At 60.1% G+C, this 15103-nt stretch carries 18 protein-coding genes; 2 read left to right on the top strand and 16 right to left on the bottom strand.

Features of this window, described 5'->3' with window-relative positions:
- Nucleotides 1-15 precede the first annotated feature (15 nt).
- Nucleotides 16-1023: an amidohydrolase family protein gene (locus HV822_RS16290; RefSeq protein WP_238873637.1), complete on the bottom strand. Its 1008-nt coding sequence runs from the start codon at nucleotides 1021-1023 to the stop codon at nucleotides 16-18.
- A gap of 76 nt (nucleotides 1024-1099) precedes the next feature.
- A complete protein-coding gene (locus HV822_RS16285; protein WP_238871292.1) occupies nucleotides 1100-1747 on the bottom strand; it encodes a TetR/AcrR family transcriptional regulator in 648 nt (215 codons plus the stop codon).
- A gap of 193 nt (nucleotides 1748-1940) precedes the next feature.
- Here HV822_RS16285 and HV822_RS16280 point away from each other — a divergent pair, with 193 nt between their 5' ends.
- On the top strand, nucleotides 1941-3104 hold the full coding sequence (locus HV822_RS16280; RefSeq protein ID WP_238871290.1) for an aminotransferase class V-fold PLP-dependent enzyme: 1164 nt from the start codon (nucleotides 1941-1943) through the stop codon (nucleotides 3102-3104).
- Nucleotides 3105-3308: 204 nt separating this feature from the next.
- On the opposite strand, the gene HV822_RS16275 is transcribed toward HV822_RS16280, so the two are convergent.
- The 13 genes from HV822_RS16275 to HV822_RS16215 form a co-directional block, all read right to left on the bottom strand.
- Nucleotides 3309-4088, bottom strand: coding sequence for a TatD family hydrolase (locus HV822_RS16275; RefSeq protein ID WP_238871288.1), 780 nt, complete (start codon nucleotides 4086-4088; stop codon nucleotides 3309-3311).
- Nucleotides 4089-4093: 5 nt separating this feature from the next.
- Complete coding sequence (locus tag HV822_RS16270) at nucleotides 4094-4450, bottom strand: PilZ domain-containing protein (RefSeq protein WP_096004676.1); 357 nt, start codon at nucleotides 4448-4450, stop codon at nucleotides 4094-4096.
- A 37-nt stretch (nucleotides 4451-4487) separates the two neighbouring features.
- Nucleotides 4488-5459, bottom strand: coding sequence for a DNA polymerase III subunit delta' (locus HV822_RS16265; protein WP_238873636.1), 972 nt, complete (start codon nucleotides 5457-5459; stop codon nucleotides 4488-4490).
- 13 nt (nucleotides 5460-5472) lie between these two features.
- Nucleotides 5473-6105 (bottom strand): dTMP kinase, encoded by a 633-nt coding sequence (gene tmk, locus HV822_RS16260; protein ID WP_238871287.1) that lies wholly within the window; start codon nucleotides 6103-6105, stop codon nucleotides 5473-5475.
- Nucleotides 6102-7151 (bottom strand): endolytic transglycosylase MltG, encoded by a 1050-nt coding sequence (gene mltG / locus HV822_RS16255; protein ID WP_396265171.1) that lies wholly within the window; start codon nucleotides 7149-7151, stop codon nucleotides 6102-6104. The genes tmk and mltG overlap by 4 nt, the downstream gene beginning before the upstream one ends.
- 5 nt (nucleotides 7152-7156) lie before the next feature.
- The gene (pabC, locus tag HV822_RS16250; protein ID WP_238871286.1) at nucleotides 7157-7990 is read right to left on the bottom strand and encodes an aminodeoxychorismate lyase; all 834 of its coding nucleotides are present in this window, start codon (nucleotides 7988-7990) and stop codon (nucleotides 7157-7159) included.
- Nucleotides 7987-9228 carry a beta-ketoacyl-ACP synthase II gene (gene fabF, locus HV822_RS16245; protein WP_238871284.1) on the bottom strand — a complete coding sequence of 414 codons (1242 nt, stop codon included), beginning with the start codon at nucleotides 9226-9228 and terminating at the stop codon, nucleotides 7987-7989. Before fabF ends, pabC begins: the two co-directional genes overlap by 4 nt.
- Before the next feature lie 190 nt (nucleotides 9229-9418).
- On the bottom strand, nucleotides 9419-9655 hold the full coding sequence (gene acpP / locus HV822_RS16240) for an acyl carrier protein (protein WP_088275384.1): 237 nt from the start codon (nucleotides 9653-9655) through the stop codon (nucleotides 9419-9421).
- Between the two features lie 174 nt (nucleotides 9656-9829).
- Nucleotides 9830-10570: a 3-oxoacyl-ACP reductase FabG gene (gene fabG / locus HV822_RS16235; RefSeq protein WP_238871282.1), complete on the bottom strand. Its 741-nt coding sequence runs from the start codon at nucleotides 10568-10570 to the stop codon at nucleotides 9830-9832.
- 10 nt (nucleotides 10571-10580) lie between these two features.
- Nucleotides 10581-11519: an ACP S-malonyltransferase gene (gene fabD, locus HV822_RS16230; protein ID WP_238871281.1), complete on the bottom strand. Its 939-nt coding sequence runs from the start codon at nucleotides 11517-11519 to the stop codon at nucleotides 10581-10583.
- A 152-nt stretch (nucleotides 11520-11671) separates the two neighbouring features.
- Nucleotides 11672-12658: a phosphate acyltransferase PlsX gene (gene plsX / locus HV822_RS16225; protein ID WP_449555753.1), complete on the bottom strand. Its 987-nt coding sequence runs from the start codon at nucleotides 12656-12658 to the stop codon at nucleotides 11672-11674.
- A gap of 36 nt (nucleotides 12659-12694) precedes the next feature.
- Nucleotides 12695-12877, bottom strand: coding sequence for a 50S ribosomal protein L32 (gene rpmF, locus HV822_RS16220; RefSeq protein ID WP_065335934.1), 183 nt, complete (start codon nucleotides 12875-12877; stop codon nucleotides 12695-12697).
- A 19-nt stretch (nucleotides 12878-12896) separates the two neighbouring features.
- Nucleotides 12897-13346 (bottom strand): YceD family protein, encoded by a 450-nt coding sequence (locus HV822_RS16215; protein ID WP_238871276.1) that lies wholly within the window; start codon nucleotides 13344-13346, stop codon nucleotides 12897-12899.
- Nucleotides 13347-13548: 202 nt separating this feature from the next.
- Between HV822_RS16215 and HV822_RS16210 the strand changes: the two genes are divergently transcribed.
- The gene (locus HV822_RS16210; protein WP_238871275.1) at nucleotides 13549-14127 is read left to right on the top strand and encodes a Maf family protein; all 579 of its coding nucleotides are present in this window, start codon (nucleotides 13549-13551) and stop codon (nucleotides 14125-14127) included.
- Here HV822_RS16210 and sppA read toward each other — a convergent pair whose 3' ends face one another.
- Nucleotides 14128-15096: a signal peptide peptidase SppA gene (gene sppA, locus HV822_RS16205; protein WP_238873634.1), complete on the bottom strand. Its 969-nt coding sequence runs from the start codon at nucleotides 15094-15096 to the stop codon at nucleotides 14128-14130. It lies immediately after the preceding gene.
- Nucleotides 15097-15103: the final 7 nt, after the last annotated feature.

Raw genomic sequence — 15103 nt, 5'->3', positions numbered from 1 at the left:
GCTCTGCGGGGCCTTTTACTCTGCGGCATGCTCTTGCGCCGCCGGCAACACCGCCAGGAAGTTGTCCAAGGCAACCGCTTGAGCCACCTCCTCGCTTAACGCATCCAGAAACGGGTCAAACCCGCTCATATGCTTGCCCAGGTTGTCGAAGCGGCCAACCACGTCGGAGCCCAGCATGAAGCGGCGCGGAAAATCCTCCACCAGTTGCACCCACTCCTGGTCCGGCTGGCCCTCGGCATTGAGCAGATACGGCTCGCGCACCGTCCAGGACATATCGATATAGAGGTTGGGGTAAGCAGTCAGCATGCGCCGCAATGTCGGCAGGAGAAATTCAAGGTAATCCTGATGGCGATGGATTTCCATGCTGGTACCAGCATGCGCCCAGATAATCCGCACGCCGGGGTGATTGCGCAAGGGCTCTTCAAGCTCCTGCAGATACAACGGATTACGTTCGCGCCAGGAGGTTATATTGCTGTGCACCAATACCGGCAGATCATATTCCTCGGCCAGATCATAGACACGGTTCATCGCCTCGCTATTGGCCCGTGGCGCCTCCCCGTGAATCAGCGCCGTAAGGGTATCGTGACGAGTGAAGACTTCGCCCAAGCCCTGCCACACGCCTGGATACAACTCCAGCATGCGGCGAATGTGCGCGTCGGCGTTCTTGTCATTAGGGTTGAAGCCAGACAAAAAGGGATGGAATCGGTGGCGCTGCTCGGCCGGGACCTGCTCAAACGCCTTGGCAATCAGCACGTCAGTGGCGCTAAACCAGTAGGCGCTGCCATCATCGCCCGCGTAATAGCGCGGGCGCTTGGGCTCGTTCTCGCTCCACTGCTTGGCTACCGGGATGCCTGACAGCATCACATGCTCGACATTGGCCGCATCCATCGCTGCCAGCAGGTTATTGAAACCTTCGCTTTCCTGAAAAAAATCCACGTAATGCAAATGCGCATCGGAATAGCGGTAATCGCGGGCGAACAATGGCGAAGAAAACAGCAGACCGGCGCAGCATGCACCGGCCAAAAGACTACGCGTGAGGGACACGGGGCGGCTCCTGTCATGGGCTCCGCAACCTCAGACTGTCACCCCGCCATGGAGTTCAGGGTGCGTCGGCACCCTCGGACTCCTTGCGCCTTTTGAAGCGGTTGCCCATACGCACGCCCACGTCCATCAGAAACTGCATGTAGGCGTCCTTGTCCTTGATTACGTCCTGCCAGAACGGTGAGTGGTACATGGCCATGGCCCCATGCACCAGAGCCCAGGCAGCACAATAATGGAAGTACGCAGGCACATCCTCCAGCTTGCCATCGTCGATACGTGACTGAATGACACTGGTGACATGATTGAAGTTGGAGGTGCGGATATGGTGCAGCTCCTCGACCATGGCGGGTAGCTGATTGGCCTTGACCACCTTCTCTTCCAGCCGATCAAACAAGCGATAGCGCTCCGGGTCGCTCATACGGAAGGCGAAATACTCGCGCGACAGCGCCGCCTTGTCCCGTTCGATGGACTCGGAGTGCAGCAACTCGGCCAGATCACGCTCGTAATCCAGCATCAGTCGCAGATAGATTTCCGCCTTGGATTTGAAGTGCTTGTAGATGGTGCCTTTGCCAATGCCTACTTCATCGGCGATCATTTCCACCGTGACGCTGTCCTCGCCCTGTTCCAGAAACAGGCGCAGGGCGCTGTCCAGAATTTCCTGCTCGCGACGACGAAATTCGCGGACTTTACGTGACTCTTTCTGCATTCAGCTACCCGGATTCAATTTGGCAAAGTGCTTCATTATGCCAAAGTTGATGACCCTGTGCCCAGATTTGCTTATAAGCTGACTATCCAGTTCAGATGTGTCTAAATGTGGCTTTAGCGGCCATTTGACGGGCTTTGTGACAGGGCGCAAACAAAGAGTCCCGACATTGGCCGAAATGACACAGGGAGCCCCCATGATCGACAGCCAACGCTGGCACGCACAATTTCCGCAGGCAGCCGACCTCTGCTATCTCAATCACGCGGCGGTCGCCCCCTGGCCCCAGCGTGCCGCCGATGCCGTCAGCGACTTTGCCCGTGAAAACCTTTTCCGCGGGGCCCAGCACTACCCTCAGTGGAGCCGCACCGAGAAACACTTGCGCAACCAGCTCCGCGAGCTGCTGAATGCGCCGCACAGCGACGACATCGCACTGGTCAAGAACACCTCCGAGGCCTTGTCTTTCGTCGCCCAAGGCCTGACCTGGCAACCCGGCGAGCAGGTCATCATCAGCAACCAGGAGTTCCCCTCCAACCGCCTGCCTTGGGAAGCGTTGCGCGACCAAGGGGTGGAGGTGATTGCAGTGGAGCTGGGCGACAATCCCGAGCAAGCACTGATCGCCGCCATGGGCCCGCACACCCGACTGCTGAGTATCAGCTCGGTCCAATACGGCACCGGCCTGCGACTAGACCTGCAGCAACTGGGCACAGCCTGCCGGGAACGCGGCATTCTGTTTTGCGTTGACGCCATTCAAAGCCTCGGCGCCCACCCCTTTGACGTTCAGCAGATTGATTGCGACTTCGCGATGGCAGACGGTCACAAATGGCTGCTGGGCCCGGAGGGTCTGGGCGTGTTTTTCTGCCATGCGCGGGTGCGCGAGCAGTTGCAGCTGACGCAGCACGGCTGGCATATGGTCGAAGCGCTGGGGGACTATGATCGGCTCGACTGGCGCCCGACCAGATCAGCACGACGTTTTGAGGCGGGCAGCCCCAACACCCTCGCACAGCAAGCCCTGTCAGCGAGCCTGTCACTGCTGCTGGAGGCAGACATGGCGTGGGTCCAGACGCAGATCGATGCGCGCATCTGCCTGCTTGCAGAGCAACTTGCGAAACTGCCGGGAGTGACGATTCTGAGCGATCTGCGCCCGGCGCGGCGCTCGGGCATCATCACCTTTGTCGTCGCCGGTCTGGACCATAAAGCGCTACACAAGGCATTGATGGAACGGGGGGTTGTCTGCGCGCTGCGCGGCGGCGGCATTCGCTGGTCACCCCACTTCTACACACCGGAGACGACACTGGAGCGGGCACTCGCTCATCTGGCCGAGCTGATCGCCAACACCGGCGATAAAAACCCTTCACGATAAGCTGCAGCGAGCGTATTCCAAATCAGTTTATAAAAGCGGGAAAGCGCAGTGGAAAGCCGGCGATTTTCGACAATACTGAAGCTATCAGGAACGACATCCCCCCCAAGTGTCATTCCTGAGCGGGCAGGCACCGTCCTGCCTCTGTATCACTCCTAATGGTCTTGGCCCGAATTCATCCCCCAGAATTCGGGTTTTTTTTTGCCCTCAGCCCGCCGCCAGCGGAAACAGTCGATGGAAGTTATCCGTCGTCTGCTGCTGCAACTGCTCCAGCGTTTCGCCACGCAGCTCGGCAAGAAACGCCGCAACCTCGCAGACGTACTGCGGCTCGTTGGGCTTGCCCCGATGTGGTACCGGCGCGAGATAAGGTGAGTCGGTTTCGACCAGTAAGCGGTCAGCCGGAACCTGCCGGGCAACCTCACGCAGCGCGTCGGCATTGCGGAAGGTGACAATGCCCGAAAGCGAGATGTAATAGCCCATGTCCAACGCGGCTCGGGCCATGGGCCAGTCCTCGGTGAAACAGTGCAACACACCGGCGTTGGCCAGATCAGCCGCGCGCAGCATGTCCAGCGTATCCTGCCGCGCAGCACGCGTATGAATAACCACCGGCTTGCCAGTGTGTTGCGCAGCTTGCAGATGAATGGCGAAGGACGCCTTCTGCTGCTCGGCCAACGCTGGCTCGTAGTGATAATCAAGGCCGGTCTCGCCGATGGCAACAGTGCGCGGATGCGAAAGCGTTGCCAGCAGCCAGTCCAGGTCAGTGCTGTGGCCGTCTTTCAGGTCCAGGGGGTGCACGCCGACGCTGCAGTACACATCCGGGTGGGAGTCAGCCAGTTGCTGGACTCGCGCGGCGTTGCCGGCATCCACCCCGATGCATAGAAACTTGCCAACGCCGCGCGCTCTGGCGGCGTCAAGCAAGGCATCGAGGGATCCGTTATAAGGGGTGAGGTCTAGACGATCAAGGTGGCAGTGCGAGTCAATCAGCATAACAACTACATGGTATGGGTCGGGCGGTCGGACTGCAGGGCTCCGGCCAGATAGGTTTCAATCTTGCTGCGTGCGGTGTTGTCCTGATCACTGAACTGCACGCCAATACCGGCAGCGCGATTACCCTGCGCCCCCTTGGGGGTGACCCAGATAACCTTACCGGCAACGGGGATCTTCTCTGGCTCTTCCATCAGGTTGAGCAGCATGAAGACTTCATCACCCAAGCGGTAACTCTTATTGGTCGGAATGAACAGCCCGCCGTGCTTCACAAACGGCATATAAGCCGCATACAGCACAGACTTGTCCTTGATGGTCAGCGATAGAATGCCGTTACGCGGACCCGGAGCAGCAGGGGTGGTCATCTTTATTCCTTTTTGGTATCAAGCAATGACTGAAAGGTTAACGCCTTTCAACGAGCGTTTTCCACTCTGCGAGCAGCTTTTCCAAAAACAGTTGGCGATTCAGGTTCGCTTTATTGTCGAATTGACGGCGATGTGCCAGCAACCACTCTTGCCAGTGTAGCAGCGCCAACGGCTGCACACGTTGCGCCATGTAACCCAGCACCTTATCCATATCGGCGTTGTGAGCAACCTCCTGGGCCTTTTGCTGCAGCTTGAGCAAATCCAGCGTCCAGTCGGCAAACCACGCGAGCAACAACTCCATCGGCACGGCGTTCCACTGCTCGCCCAGGCGCGGCGCAGACACCTGCCCCTTGAGCAGCGCCTTTACGCCCTCTACCACCTTGTCTCGCAATGCCAGAGCGTCCATTTGCTGCAACGCCAGGGCACGCAACGGCGCGCCGCCGGCCATCTGCAACAACAACTGATGCTGCTCGGGACTGCTGTCCGGCAGTTGCCCCGCCAGCCAGCTACGCGCCTGCTCCGCCGCCGGCGGCCCAAGCGGCTGCACGCGGCAGCGACTGCGAATGGTCGGCAACAACCGGCTCGGCTGATCGCTGATCAGCAACAAATAGGTATCAGCGGTGGGTTCTTCCAGCGATTTCAGCAGCGCGTTGGCCGCGTTCTGGTTCATCGACTCAGCGGGGTGCAGCACCACCACCTTGCGCCCGCCCTGCTGAGCGGTCTGGGCAATAAAGTCGACCAGTTGGCGAATCGCATCCACGCGGATCGCCTTGCCCTCTTCCTCCGGTGCGATAGTCAGCAGGTCGGGATGACTGCCAGCCTGTCGCAGCAGGCAACTGCGGCACTGCTGGCACGCCTGACCCGTAGCGGGTTGCTCGCACATCAACCAGGCCGCAAAGGCACTGGCGAACGCGCGCTTGCCCGCGCCTGATGGTCCGGTAAACAGGTAGGCATGAGCAAACTGTGATTGGGCGACCAGCGCCTGCCAATGCCCCTGATGCCAGGGCATGGCGGTGACAGCATCAAGCACGCCAGCACTCCAGCAGTTGGTCAATAAACGGCTGCAGGCTTTGCTGCACCTGAGCCAGGTCCGTACTGGCGTCCACCACCACGTAGCGCTCGGGCGCCATCGCTGCACGCGTGAGATAGCTGCTGCGTACCGCCTCGAAAAACGTCTGCTGCTCACTTTCAAAGCGGTCCAGCGCGCTACGGGCACGGGCACGCTGCATACCGACCTCAACGGGCACATCCAGAATCAAGGTCAGGTCGGGGCGCAGGTCGCCCTGCGTCCACTGCTCCAACTCGGCAATCCGCGTCTGATCTATGCCACGTCCGCCACCCTGATAGGCGTAAGTGGCGTCAGTGAAGCGGTCGCTGATGACCACACGGCCAGCCGCCAGGGCCGGGCGAATAACCCGATCAAGATGCTGCGCGCGAGCGGCAAACACCAACAATAACTCGGCATCATCTGCCATCGGCTCTTCATGGTGCGCCAGCAGCACCCCACGCACCTGCTCGGCGATGGGCGTGCCGCCCGGCTCACGGGTCAGCACCGGCTCACAGCCAGCCGCGCGCAGAGCGTCAGCGATATAAGCGAGATTGGTCGACTTGCCGGCGCCCTCTGGGCCTTCCAGCGTGACAAAGACACCACTCACGGGGTGCTCTCCGGCGCCGGACTGGAGCGGTAGTCACTGCGCCGCTGCAGCTGATAAGCGCGCACCGCTCGGTTGTGTTCGCGCAGCGAGTTGGAAAATACATGGGAGCCGTCACCCTTGGCGACAAAATACAGGCTCTTGCCGGGCTTTGGATTGACAGCGGCCTCCAGTGCCTCGCGTCCGGGCATCGCAATTGGCGTCGGCGGCAAACCGTCAATGACGTAGGTGTTGTAGGGCGTAGCCTGCTGCAGATGGCGGCGACGGATATTGCCCTGGTAGTCAGCCCCCATGCCGTAAATCACGGTCGGATCGGTCTGCAGGCGCATGCCGATCTGCAAGCGGCGGGTAAAGACGCCGGCAATCTCTCCGCGCTCGGAGGGTACGCCGGTCTCCTTTTCAACAATGGAAGCCAGAATCAACGCTTGGTAGGGCGAGTCGATTGGCAGCTTGTCGGCGCGCGCCTCCCAGACCTCTGCCAGTACCGCGACCATGCGCTCGTGGGCGCGACGCAGGATGTCCTGGTCGCTCATACCCAAGGTGTACTGATAGGTATCCGGGAAAAACCGGCCTTCTGGGTGCTCACCCTCAAAGCCAAGGGTGCTCATCACCTCGGCATCGCTCAGGTCAGCAGCAAGGGTTTGCTCCAGCTTGTCGGCCGCACGCAGCGCGGCGCGTACCTGATGGAAGTTCCAGCCTTCGACCAGAGTCACCGAGCGCTGCAGCACTTCGCCCCGCTCCATCATGTGCAGCAGCTCTGCTGCGGTCATTTCCGGCTGCAGCTGGTATTCGCCAACATGCAGCACGGCGCCTTCCATCTGCCACTGCCAGTAACGCCGCAACCAGGCGGCGTCATGCAGCACACCCTGCTGCTGGAGCTCGCTGAACACCCGCGCCGGGCTGCTGCCCGGTTGCACCACCAGCGTCTCGGGGGCGCTCAGCTGCAGCGGCTGGTGCAGCGCACGCTGCAAGGTAACAAAGCCCCATACACCGCCGCACAGCCCCACAACGACGCCAAGAAACAGCATTACAACCAAAAACTTACCAATACTTTTCACTGATAAACCTGTTCTGCCAGGGTTTGCAGGAAGCGTGTTTGCGGCCCTACCGACCAACGCTGCTCGCCCAACCGTATCACCGGCCAGACGCCAATCAGACTGTTGCAGCAGCAAACTTCCTGCGCGCTGAACAGCATATCCATATCAATCGACTGCTCTACTACCGGGACGCCCCGCGCGGTCAGCGTATCAAGTAGATAATCGCGCATCACACCGCGCACACCGCAATGCTCGAGCGAGGGGGTAACCCACCCCTCGTCCAACCAAATCAGCAAATTGCTCATGGTGCACTCTACTGGCCTTCCCTGCTGATCGCACACCAGACCTTCAGCAAATTCGGGCGACTGCCACTCGCTACGCGCCAACACCTGATCCAATCGATTGAGGTGCTTTAACCCCGCCAGCAGAGGCTGTTCCGACAAGCGCGTGCGGCAGGCAAACAGTGCTATGCCCTCGCGTCGTGCCGGGTCGGTAACCGGCGCTGGAGCAGCGCTGAGAATGCGCGTTGGCTGCGGTTCTGACGGCGCGGCATAACCCCGCGGGCCACTGCCGCGTGTCAGCGTCAGCTTGATGACCCCCTCACCCAACCGCACCGCGGCGTCGCGCAGCTCGGCTTCGATCTGCGCGCTGGCAAAGGGTATTGCCAGCGCCTCACAGCCACGCTGCAGGCGTTTCAGGTGGCGCTGCAATAGCGGCAAGCCACCAGCCACAGCGCGCAGGGTTTCAAACAGGCCGTCGCCGTAGGCCAGGCCGCGATCGCTCACCGGCAAGCTACCAGCCGGTTCGCCATTGACCAAGGTCCAGCTCACCGGCTTGGCGTCAGCGCTCATTCGCAGCGACGAAATACCAGACTGCCGTTGGTACCGCCAAAACCAAAGGAGTTGGACAGCACGACATTCAGCGCGCGTTGCTGCGCCTGATGCGGCACATAATTCAGATCACAGCCTTCATCCGGGTTATCCAGATTGATGGTTGGCGGCGCGACCTGATCACGCAGCGCCAGCACGCTGAAAACCGCTTCCACGGCGCCGGCAGCGCCCAGCAGGTGACCGGTCATGGACTTGGTCGAACTGATTGCCAGCTCGCTGGCATGAGCACCAAACACCGACTTGACCGCACGGGTCTCAGCCACATCCCCGGCGGGGGTCGACGTCCCGTGGGCGTTGATGTAGTCCACTTGATCCGGGTTCAGGCCAGCATCTTTCAGGGCATTCTCCATGCACTTGGCGCCACCCCGACCGTCTTCCGGCGGAGCAGTCATGTGATAGGCGTCGCCGCTCATGCCAAAGCCAACCAGCTCGGCATAAATAGTTGCGCCACGCGCCTTGGCGTGCTCGTACTCCTCCAGCACCAGGGCGCCGGCGCCGTCAGACAGCACAAAACCGTCACGCTCACGATCCCAAGGGCGGCTGGCGCCCTGGGGATCATCATTACGGGTCGACATGGCACGAGCCGCACTGAAACCGCCCAGACCCAGGCTGGTGGTCGCCATTTCCGAGCCACCCGCCACCATCACATCCGCCTCACCGTAAGCAATGTTGCGGGCCGCCATGCCGATGCTGTGCGTACCCGTGGTGCACGCGGTGGTCAGCGCATAGTTGGGACCTTGCAGACCGTACTGAATGGACAGATAGCCAGCAACCATGTTGATGATCGAGCCGGGCACAAAGAAGGGAGAAATACGGCGCGGACCGCTATTGAGCAACTGCTCGTGGTTTTTCTCGATGTTGGTCAGGCCACCAATACCGGAACCCATCACAACACCGATACGATCACGGTTCTGGTCGGTAATCTCCAGTCCCGAGTCGGTAATCGATTGAATGCAGGCAGCCAACCCGTACTGGATAAACAAATCCAGCTTGCGCGCTTCTTTCGCGGCCATGTACAGCTCAACCTCGAAATCACGCACCGAGCCGCCGATGCGCGTACCAAAGGCACTGACATCCATGTGCTCAATCGGGCCGATCCCGCTCTTTCCCGCCAGTGCGGCCTGCCAGCTGCTTTCGACCGTATTACCCAGTGGCGACAACATCCCCAGACCTGTAACTACCACGCGTCTGCGCGACACGGCACACTCCTTATTAAACGCTTGAACATCAGAGCAGCCGACAACGGCCGCAAAACTGCCCTATTGTCGGCGCAAATGACGATAGCGGCAATACAGGCATGCCAACCGGCAAGCTATCGACAATACGCAGACACAAAAAAGCCGCAGGGCTATTCGGCTCTGCGGCTCTTTCAGTCAGCAAGCGACGTGATTACTTCTGATGAGCATTCACGTAGTCGATAGCTTCCTGAACGGTGGTGATCTTCTCGGCTTCTTCATCCGGAATCTCGGTCTCGAATTCTTCTTCGAGAGCCATCACCAGCTCCACGGTGTCCAGGGAGTCAGCGCCAAGATCTTCAACGAAAGAAGCGCTGTTGGTCACTTCCTCTTCTTTGACACCGAGCTGCTCGGCAACGATTTTCTTGACGCGTTCTTCGATGGTACTCATACCTTGTTCTCACTCCTATTTGCAGTTCCGAGAAGCCGGACTGCGGGTAGTTTATAGAAACAATTCTCTTGGTTTCAAGCGTGAATCGTATCTTACGCAAATGAGGTCAAAGCCTGCGGCTTCCACCTGTTGAAACTCGTCACCGCCGACGGCTGTGCCATCGGCGGCAGCCAGTTACATGTACATGCCACCGTTGACTGGCAGTGTAGCACCGGTAATGTAGCCAGCGCTCTCGCTTGCCAGGAATGCAACCGCAGCAGCAATTTCTTCTGCCTGCCCCAGACGCGCGAGCGGGATCTGCTCCAGCATGACCGAACGCTGGCTGTCATTAAGCGCACGCGTCATGTCAGTGTCAATAAAGCCGGGTGCAACCGCGTTCACAGTAATGGCGCGTGAGCCAACTTCACGGGCCAACGCACGGGTAAAACCTTCCATACCCGCCTTGGCTGCCGCGTAGTTGGACTGACCGGCATTACCCATGCCGCCCACCACCGAACTGATGTTAATGATACGCCCCCAGCGACCCTTGGTCATGCCCCGCAGGACAGCCTTGGACAAACGGTAGACCGAGCTGAGGTTGGTGCCGATAACATCATCCCACTCGTCATCCTTCATCCGCATCAGCAGATTATCGGCGGTAATACCCGCGTTGTTGACCAGGATCGCCGGCGCACCGTAGCTCTCGGTGATCGCAGCCAATACCGCAGCAACCGATTCGGGGTCACGTACATCCAGCTTCATGCCAGCGCCCTTGTACCCCGCAGCAGCCAGTTTGTCGCCAATCGCCTGAGCGCCCTGGTCACTGGTTGCCGTCCCTACAACGACGGCGCCTTGCGCTGCCAATGCGTGGGCAATGGCTTGCCCGATGCCTCTGCTCGCGCCGGTGACCAGCGCTACCTTTCCTTCCAGACTCATGTCCTGCTCCTCAAGCAAACTGTGCGCGGCAGGCCTCGAAACCCGCAGCACTTTCCAGGCTGTGATTGTTGACGCCCTTGGCGCAACGCTTGTTCAGCCCACCGAGCACCTTGCCCGGCCCACATTCGACCAGATCAGTCACACCCTGATCAGCCATATATACCACCGATTCAACCCAGCGCACCGGGCTGTAGAGCTGCTCAACCAGCAGTTGACGCAGCGCCGCCTGATCGGCCGCCGGACGCGCCGTAACGTTCTGCACCAGGGTAATTTCAGGTGCCTGCCAGGTCAGCGCAGCAAAGTCGTCCGCCAGCTGCTCGGCGGCTGGCTGCATCAGTGCGCAGTGCGACGGCACGCTGACGGGCAGCGGCAATGCACGCTTGGCGCCAGCAGTCTTGCAAGCTTCGATAGCACGCTCAACCGCCGCCACCTGACCAGCAATAACGACCTGGCCCGGCGCGTTAAAGTTCACCGCACTGACCACCTCACCCTGAGACGCTGCAGCGCACAGGTCGATGATCTGCTGATCTTCCAGCCCCAGAATCGCAGCCATGCTGCCCTGCCCTTCAGGCACGGCCTGCTGCATCAACTGACCGCGACGCTCAACCAGGCGAACGGCGTCGGCAAATTTCAGTACGCCGGCAGCAACCAGCGCCGAATACTCACCCAGGCTGTGACCCGCAACAAAATCCGGGCGCGCAGCGGACTGCTCACACCACAAGCGCCAGAGCGCTACCGATGCAGTCAGGATAGCCGGCTGTGTCCGATCGGTACGATTCAGGTCAGCCTCGGGGCCATTCTGGCTCAGCGCCCACAGATCATAGCCCAACGCATCAGAAGCTTCGGCAAAGGTATCCTTGATGACGGCGTGCTGTTCAGCCAGCTCACCAAGCATGCCAACCGACTGCGAACCCTGACCGGGGAAAACAAAGCCGAGGGAATACGTCATATCATCATCCTGTTATCAAAAGATTGCAGAGTTTACGGTTTAAACCACGCCACGCTTTTCACTGCCTGCTCGACAACAGACTACAGCAGGCAGGATCACGAGGCGGCAACAGACCTTAACTGGTTTTTTGGATGCCCCGCCCTCGATCGAGGTCACAGCGCAGCCCGATATTCCTGCACGCAGCCGGCAATGCGCTCGGGCAGCCGCACCTCGCAGGCACGCATCGTATGCCCGATGGCTGCCACCATGGCCGCCTCATCCGCGGCGCCATGACTTTTCATCACCACACCGCGCAGCCCCAGTAGACTCGCCCCGTTGTAGCGACCCGGATCATGCCGCTCGCGCACGCCGCGGGTTGCATGCAACACCAGCGGCGCCAACCAGCGTAGCAGCCGACTACCAGCAAAGGCCGCGCGCAGCTCGCCCTGCAGGTAGCGCGCCAGCCCTTCGCTCGCTTTCAGCAGCACATTACCCACAAACCCATCGCACACCACCACGTCGGCCTCGCCGCGGAACAGCCCGTCGCCCTCAATGTGCCCGATATAATTGAGCTGACCGCAAGATGCCAGCAAGCTCGCTGCATCACGCACCTGACGATTGCCCTTATGGGTTTCACTACCAATATTGAGCAGGGCGATTCGCGGCGCCGGGTTGCCGCTCAGCTGCGCTGCGGCCGCCGACCCCATGACCGCAAACTCGAAGAGCTGCTCGGCCGGACAGTCGACATTGGCGCCCAGATCCAGCACATGACAGAGCTTGCCGGATACAGGCAGCGCCGCCATGATCGCCGGCCGCCGCACGCCATCAAGGGTGCCCAGCACCGCGCGCGCAAGCACCATCAGCGCACCGGTATTGCCCGCACTCAGACAGCCATCCACCTCGCCATCGCGCACCAATTGCAGGGCCACGCGCATGGACGCATCAGGCTTGCCACGCAGGACGCTGGCAGGCGGGTCATCAGCAAGAATCTGTTCGCGGGCAGGCCGCAAGACAATCCGCCCGGAGGCAAGATCGGCAGGTGTCAGCAACGGCTCAACGCTATCGGCAGCGCCAACCAGGGTGATACACAGGGAGGGATAAAGAGAGAGACTACGCCGGGCAGCGGAGACAATGCAGCGGGGACCGCGGTCCCCGCCCATCACATCAATCGCAATGCGGATTGACGCGGACAAAACTTATTCGTCGTTGTCCTTGTTCACTACCTGACGACCACGGTAGAAACCGTCAGGAGAAACGTGGTGACGAAGATGAGTTTCACCAGTGGTCTTGTCGACAGACAAGGCAGCGGAGGACAGCGCATCGTGGGAACGACGCATGCCGCGTGCGGAACGGGACTTTTTGTTCTGCTGAACAGCCATGACTAATAAGCTCCTAAGCTCAGGTATCGCGTTTTAAATTGGCCAGCACGCTGAAAGGATTAGGCTTCTCAGACTTTTCCTCCAGCTCCGCCGTCTCAGGGCGATACCCTGGCGGATGCTGACATGTTTGTGGCGGATGCATCGGCACTGCTGGCAGCGCCAACAGCAGCTCGTCTTCGATCAGCGCAAACAGATCGAGAGGCTCCTCACCCACAAAAACCGGTTCATACCGACGCGGCAGCTGTTTGGCGGCCTCGTCGCTTTTTACAAACCCCACATCACATTCACTGTCGATCGGCACCACAACCTGCTCCAGGCAGCGCTGACACACCAGAGGTGCATCTACCTGATAGCGGCCATGCATGGTGGCGATACCCTGTTCGTCGCGAGAGAAGTACAGCTCGACCTGTACATCGCCCGTCGGCGCATCCAGCAGTGCAGCCAAACGCCCAAGACTGGACGTCTTCACCACGCCTTCCAGCGTGATTCTGCGGTCTACCAGCCGGAGCGGCTCAATGTGCGGGGGTATGGTTCCAGACATAAGCGCGCAATTCTAGGGGGACACGCCCCGCCTGTCAAAACTATTTAGACTCGATCGCTTGCCGTTCAGCGGCTCGCAAACCGTCCACAGATGCCGCTACCATGGGCGCCCAATCAACCGGAGACTGACCATGCTGCCACTTGTCCTCGCCTCGAGCTCGATCTATCGCAAGGCCCTGCTCGAACGCCTGCAACTCCCCTTCGAGTACGCAGCGCCGGACATCGACGAGACAGCACAACCCTTCGAGTGCGCAACCAGCCTGACCGAGCGCCTGGCCCGCAGCAAGGCACAGGCTTTGGCCGAGCGTTACCCTGCTCACCTGATCATCGGCTCCGACCAGGTCGTCCTGCTGGACGGCGAGCCCGTCAGCAAGCCGCGCGACCACGCCGGCGCAGTTGATCAGCTCACCCGCAGCAGCGGACGCACCCTCACCTTTTCTACCGCGCTCTACCTTTATAACAGCGCCAGCAAGCAGGGCCAATCTATAGTAGAGCCCTACCATGTCACCTTTCGCTCACTGACAAGCGCCGAGATTGAGCGCTACCTGCGCAGTGAACAGCCCTACGATTGTGCCGGCAGCTTCAAGTCCGAAGGCCTGGGCATCACCCTGATCGAACGCATGCAGGGAGATGATCCCAACAGCCTGATCGGACTGCCATTGATTCGCCTGCGCGCCATGCTGGCAGCAGAAGGCGTTCAACTACCTTGATCAGCGCAGCTGCGGACCATTCAGGCCGATACGGGTAGCCAGCTCAGCCCCCATACTGGCGCCCAGCTGACGGGTAAAGCGCTGCAGCGGTGATTCCTGGCGAGTAAAGTCAACCAGCTCCTCAGCACCAATCACATCGCGCGCGACCGCCGAGGTGCTGGACAAGCCATCGACCAGACCCAGCTCCAGCGCCTGCTCACCCGACCAGACCAGACCACTGAACAGATCCGGATTATCCTTCAGACGATCGCCACGCCCTGCCTTCACGCTATCGATAAACTGCTGATGCGTGGTATTCAGCACCCGCTGCCAGAACGCCCTTTCCTCCGGCTTCTCCGGTTGGAACGGGTCAAGAAACGCCTTGTGCTCACCAGCCGTGTAAGTCCGCCGCTCGACACCAAGCTTTTCCAGGGTGTCAACAAAACCAAAGCTGGCAGCCGTCACACCAATAGAGCCAACCAAGCTGGCCTTGTCCGCGTAGATTTCATCCGCCGCTGATGCAATGTAATAGGCGCCGGAGGCACCCAGATCGGTGATCACGGCATAGACCTTGATCTCCGGATTCAGGGCACGCAAACGCTTGATCTCGTCATAGACGTAGCCAGACTGCACCGGACTGCCACCCGGGCTATTGATGCGCAGCACCACACCCTGAGTATTCTCGTCCTCGAACGCCTCTCGCAATGCGCCTACCAGATTGTCGGCACTGGCCTCCTCCTGGTCAGCGATCACGCCGCGCACCTCAATCACAGCCGTATGCGGCCCAACACTGGTTGCCGCCCCCATCTTGCCTAGCGGAGAGATGAGCAAGAGCGCAACAAACAGATATATAAAGGTCAGCGTTTTGAAAAAGATCCCCCAGCGCCGCGAGCGACGCTGCTCTTGCAGCGAGGCGGTCAGCGTTTTTTCCAACAGCTTCCACGCCTTAGCATCTTCCTTGACCTCACGGCGCTGCTCACCTGACACCATCCCGCCT

This window comes from Halopseudomonas maritima, from assembly GCF_021545785.1.
Classification (GTDB): Bacteria; Pseudomonadota; Gammaproteobacteria; order Pseudomonadales; family Pseudomonadaceae; genus Halopseudomonas; species Halopseudomonas maritima.
This window is presented reverse-complemented; position numbering and strand designations above follow the sequence as displayed.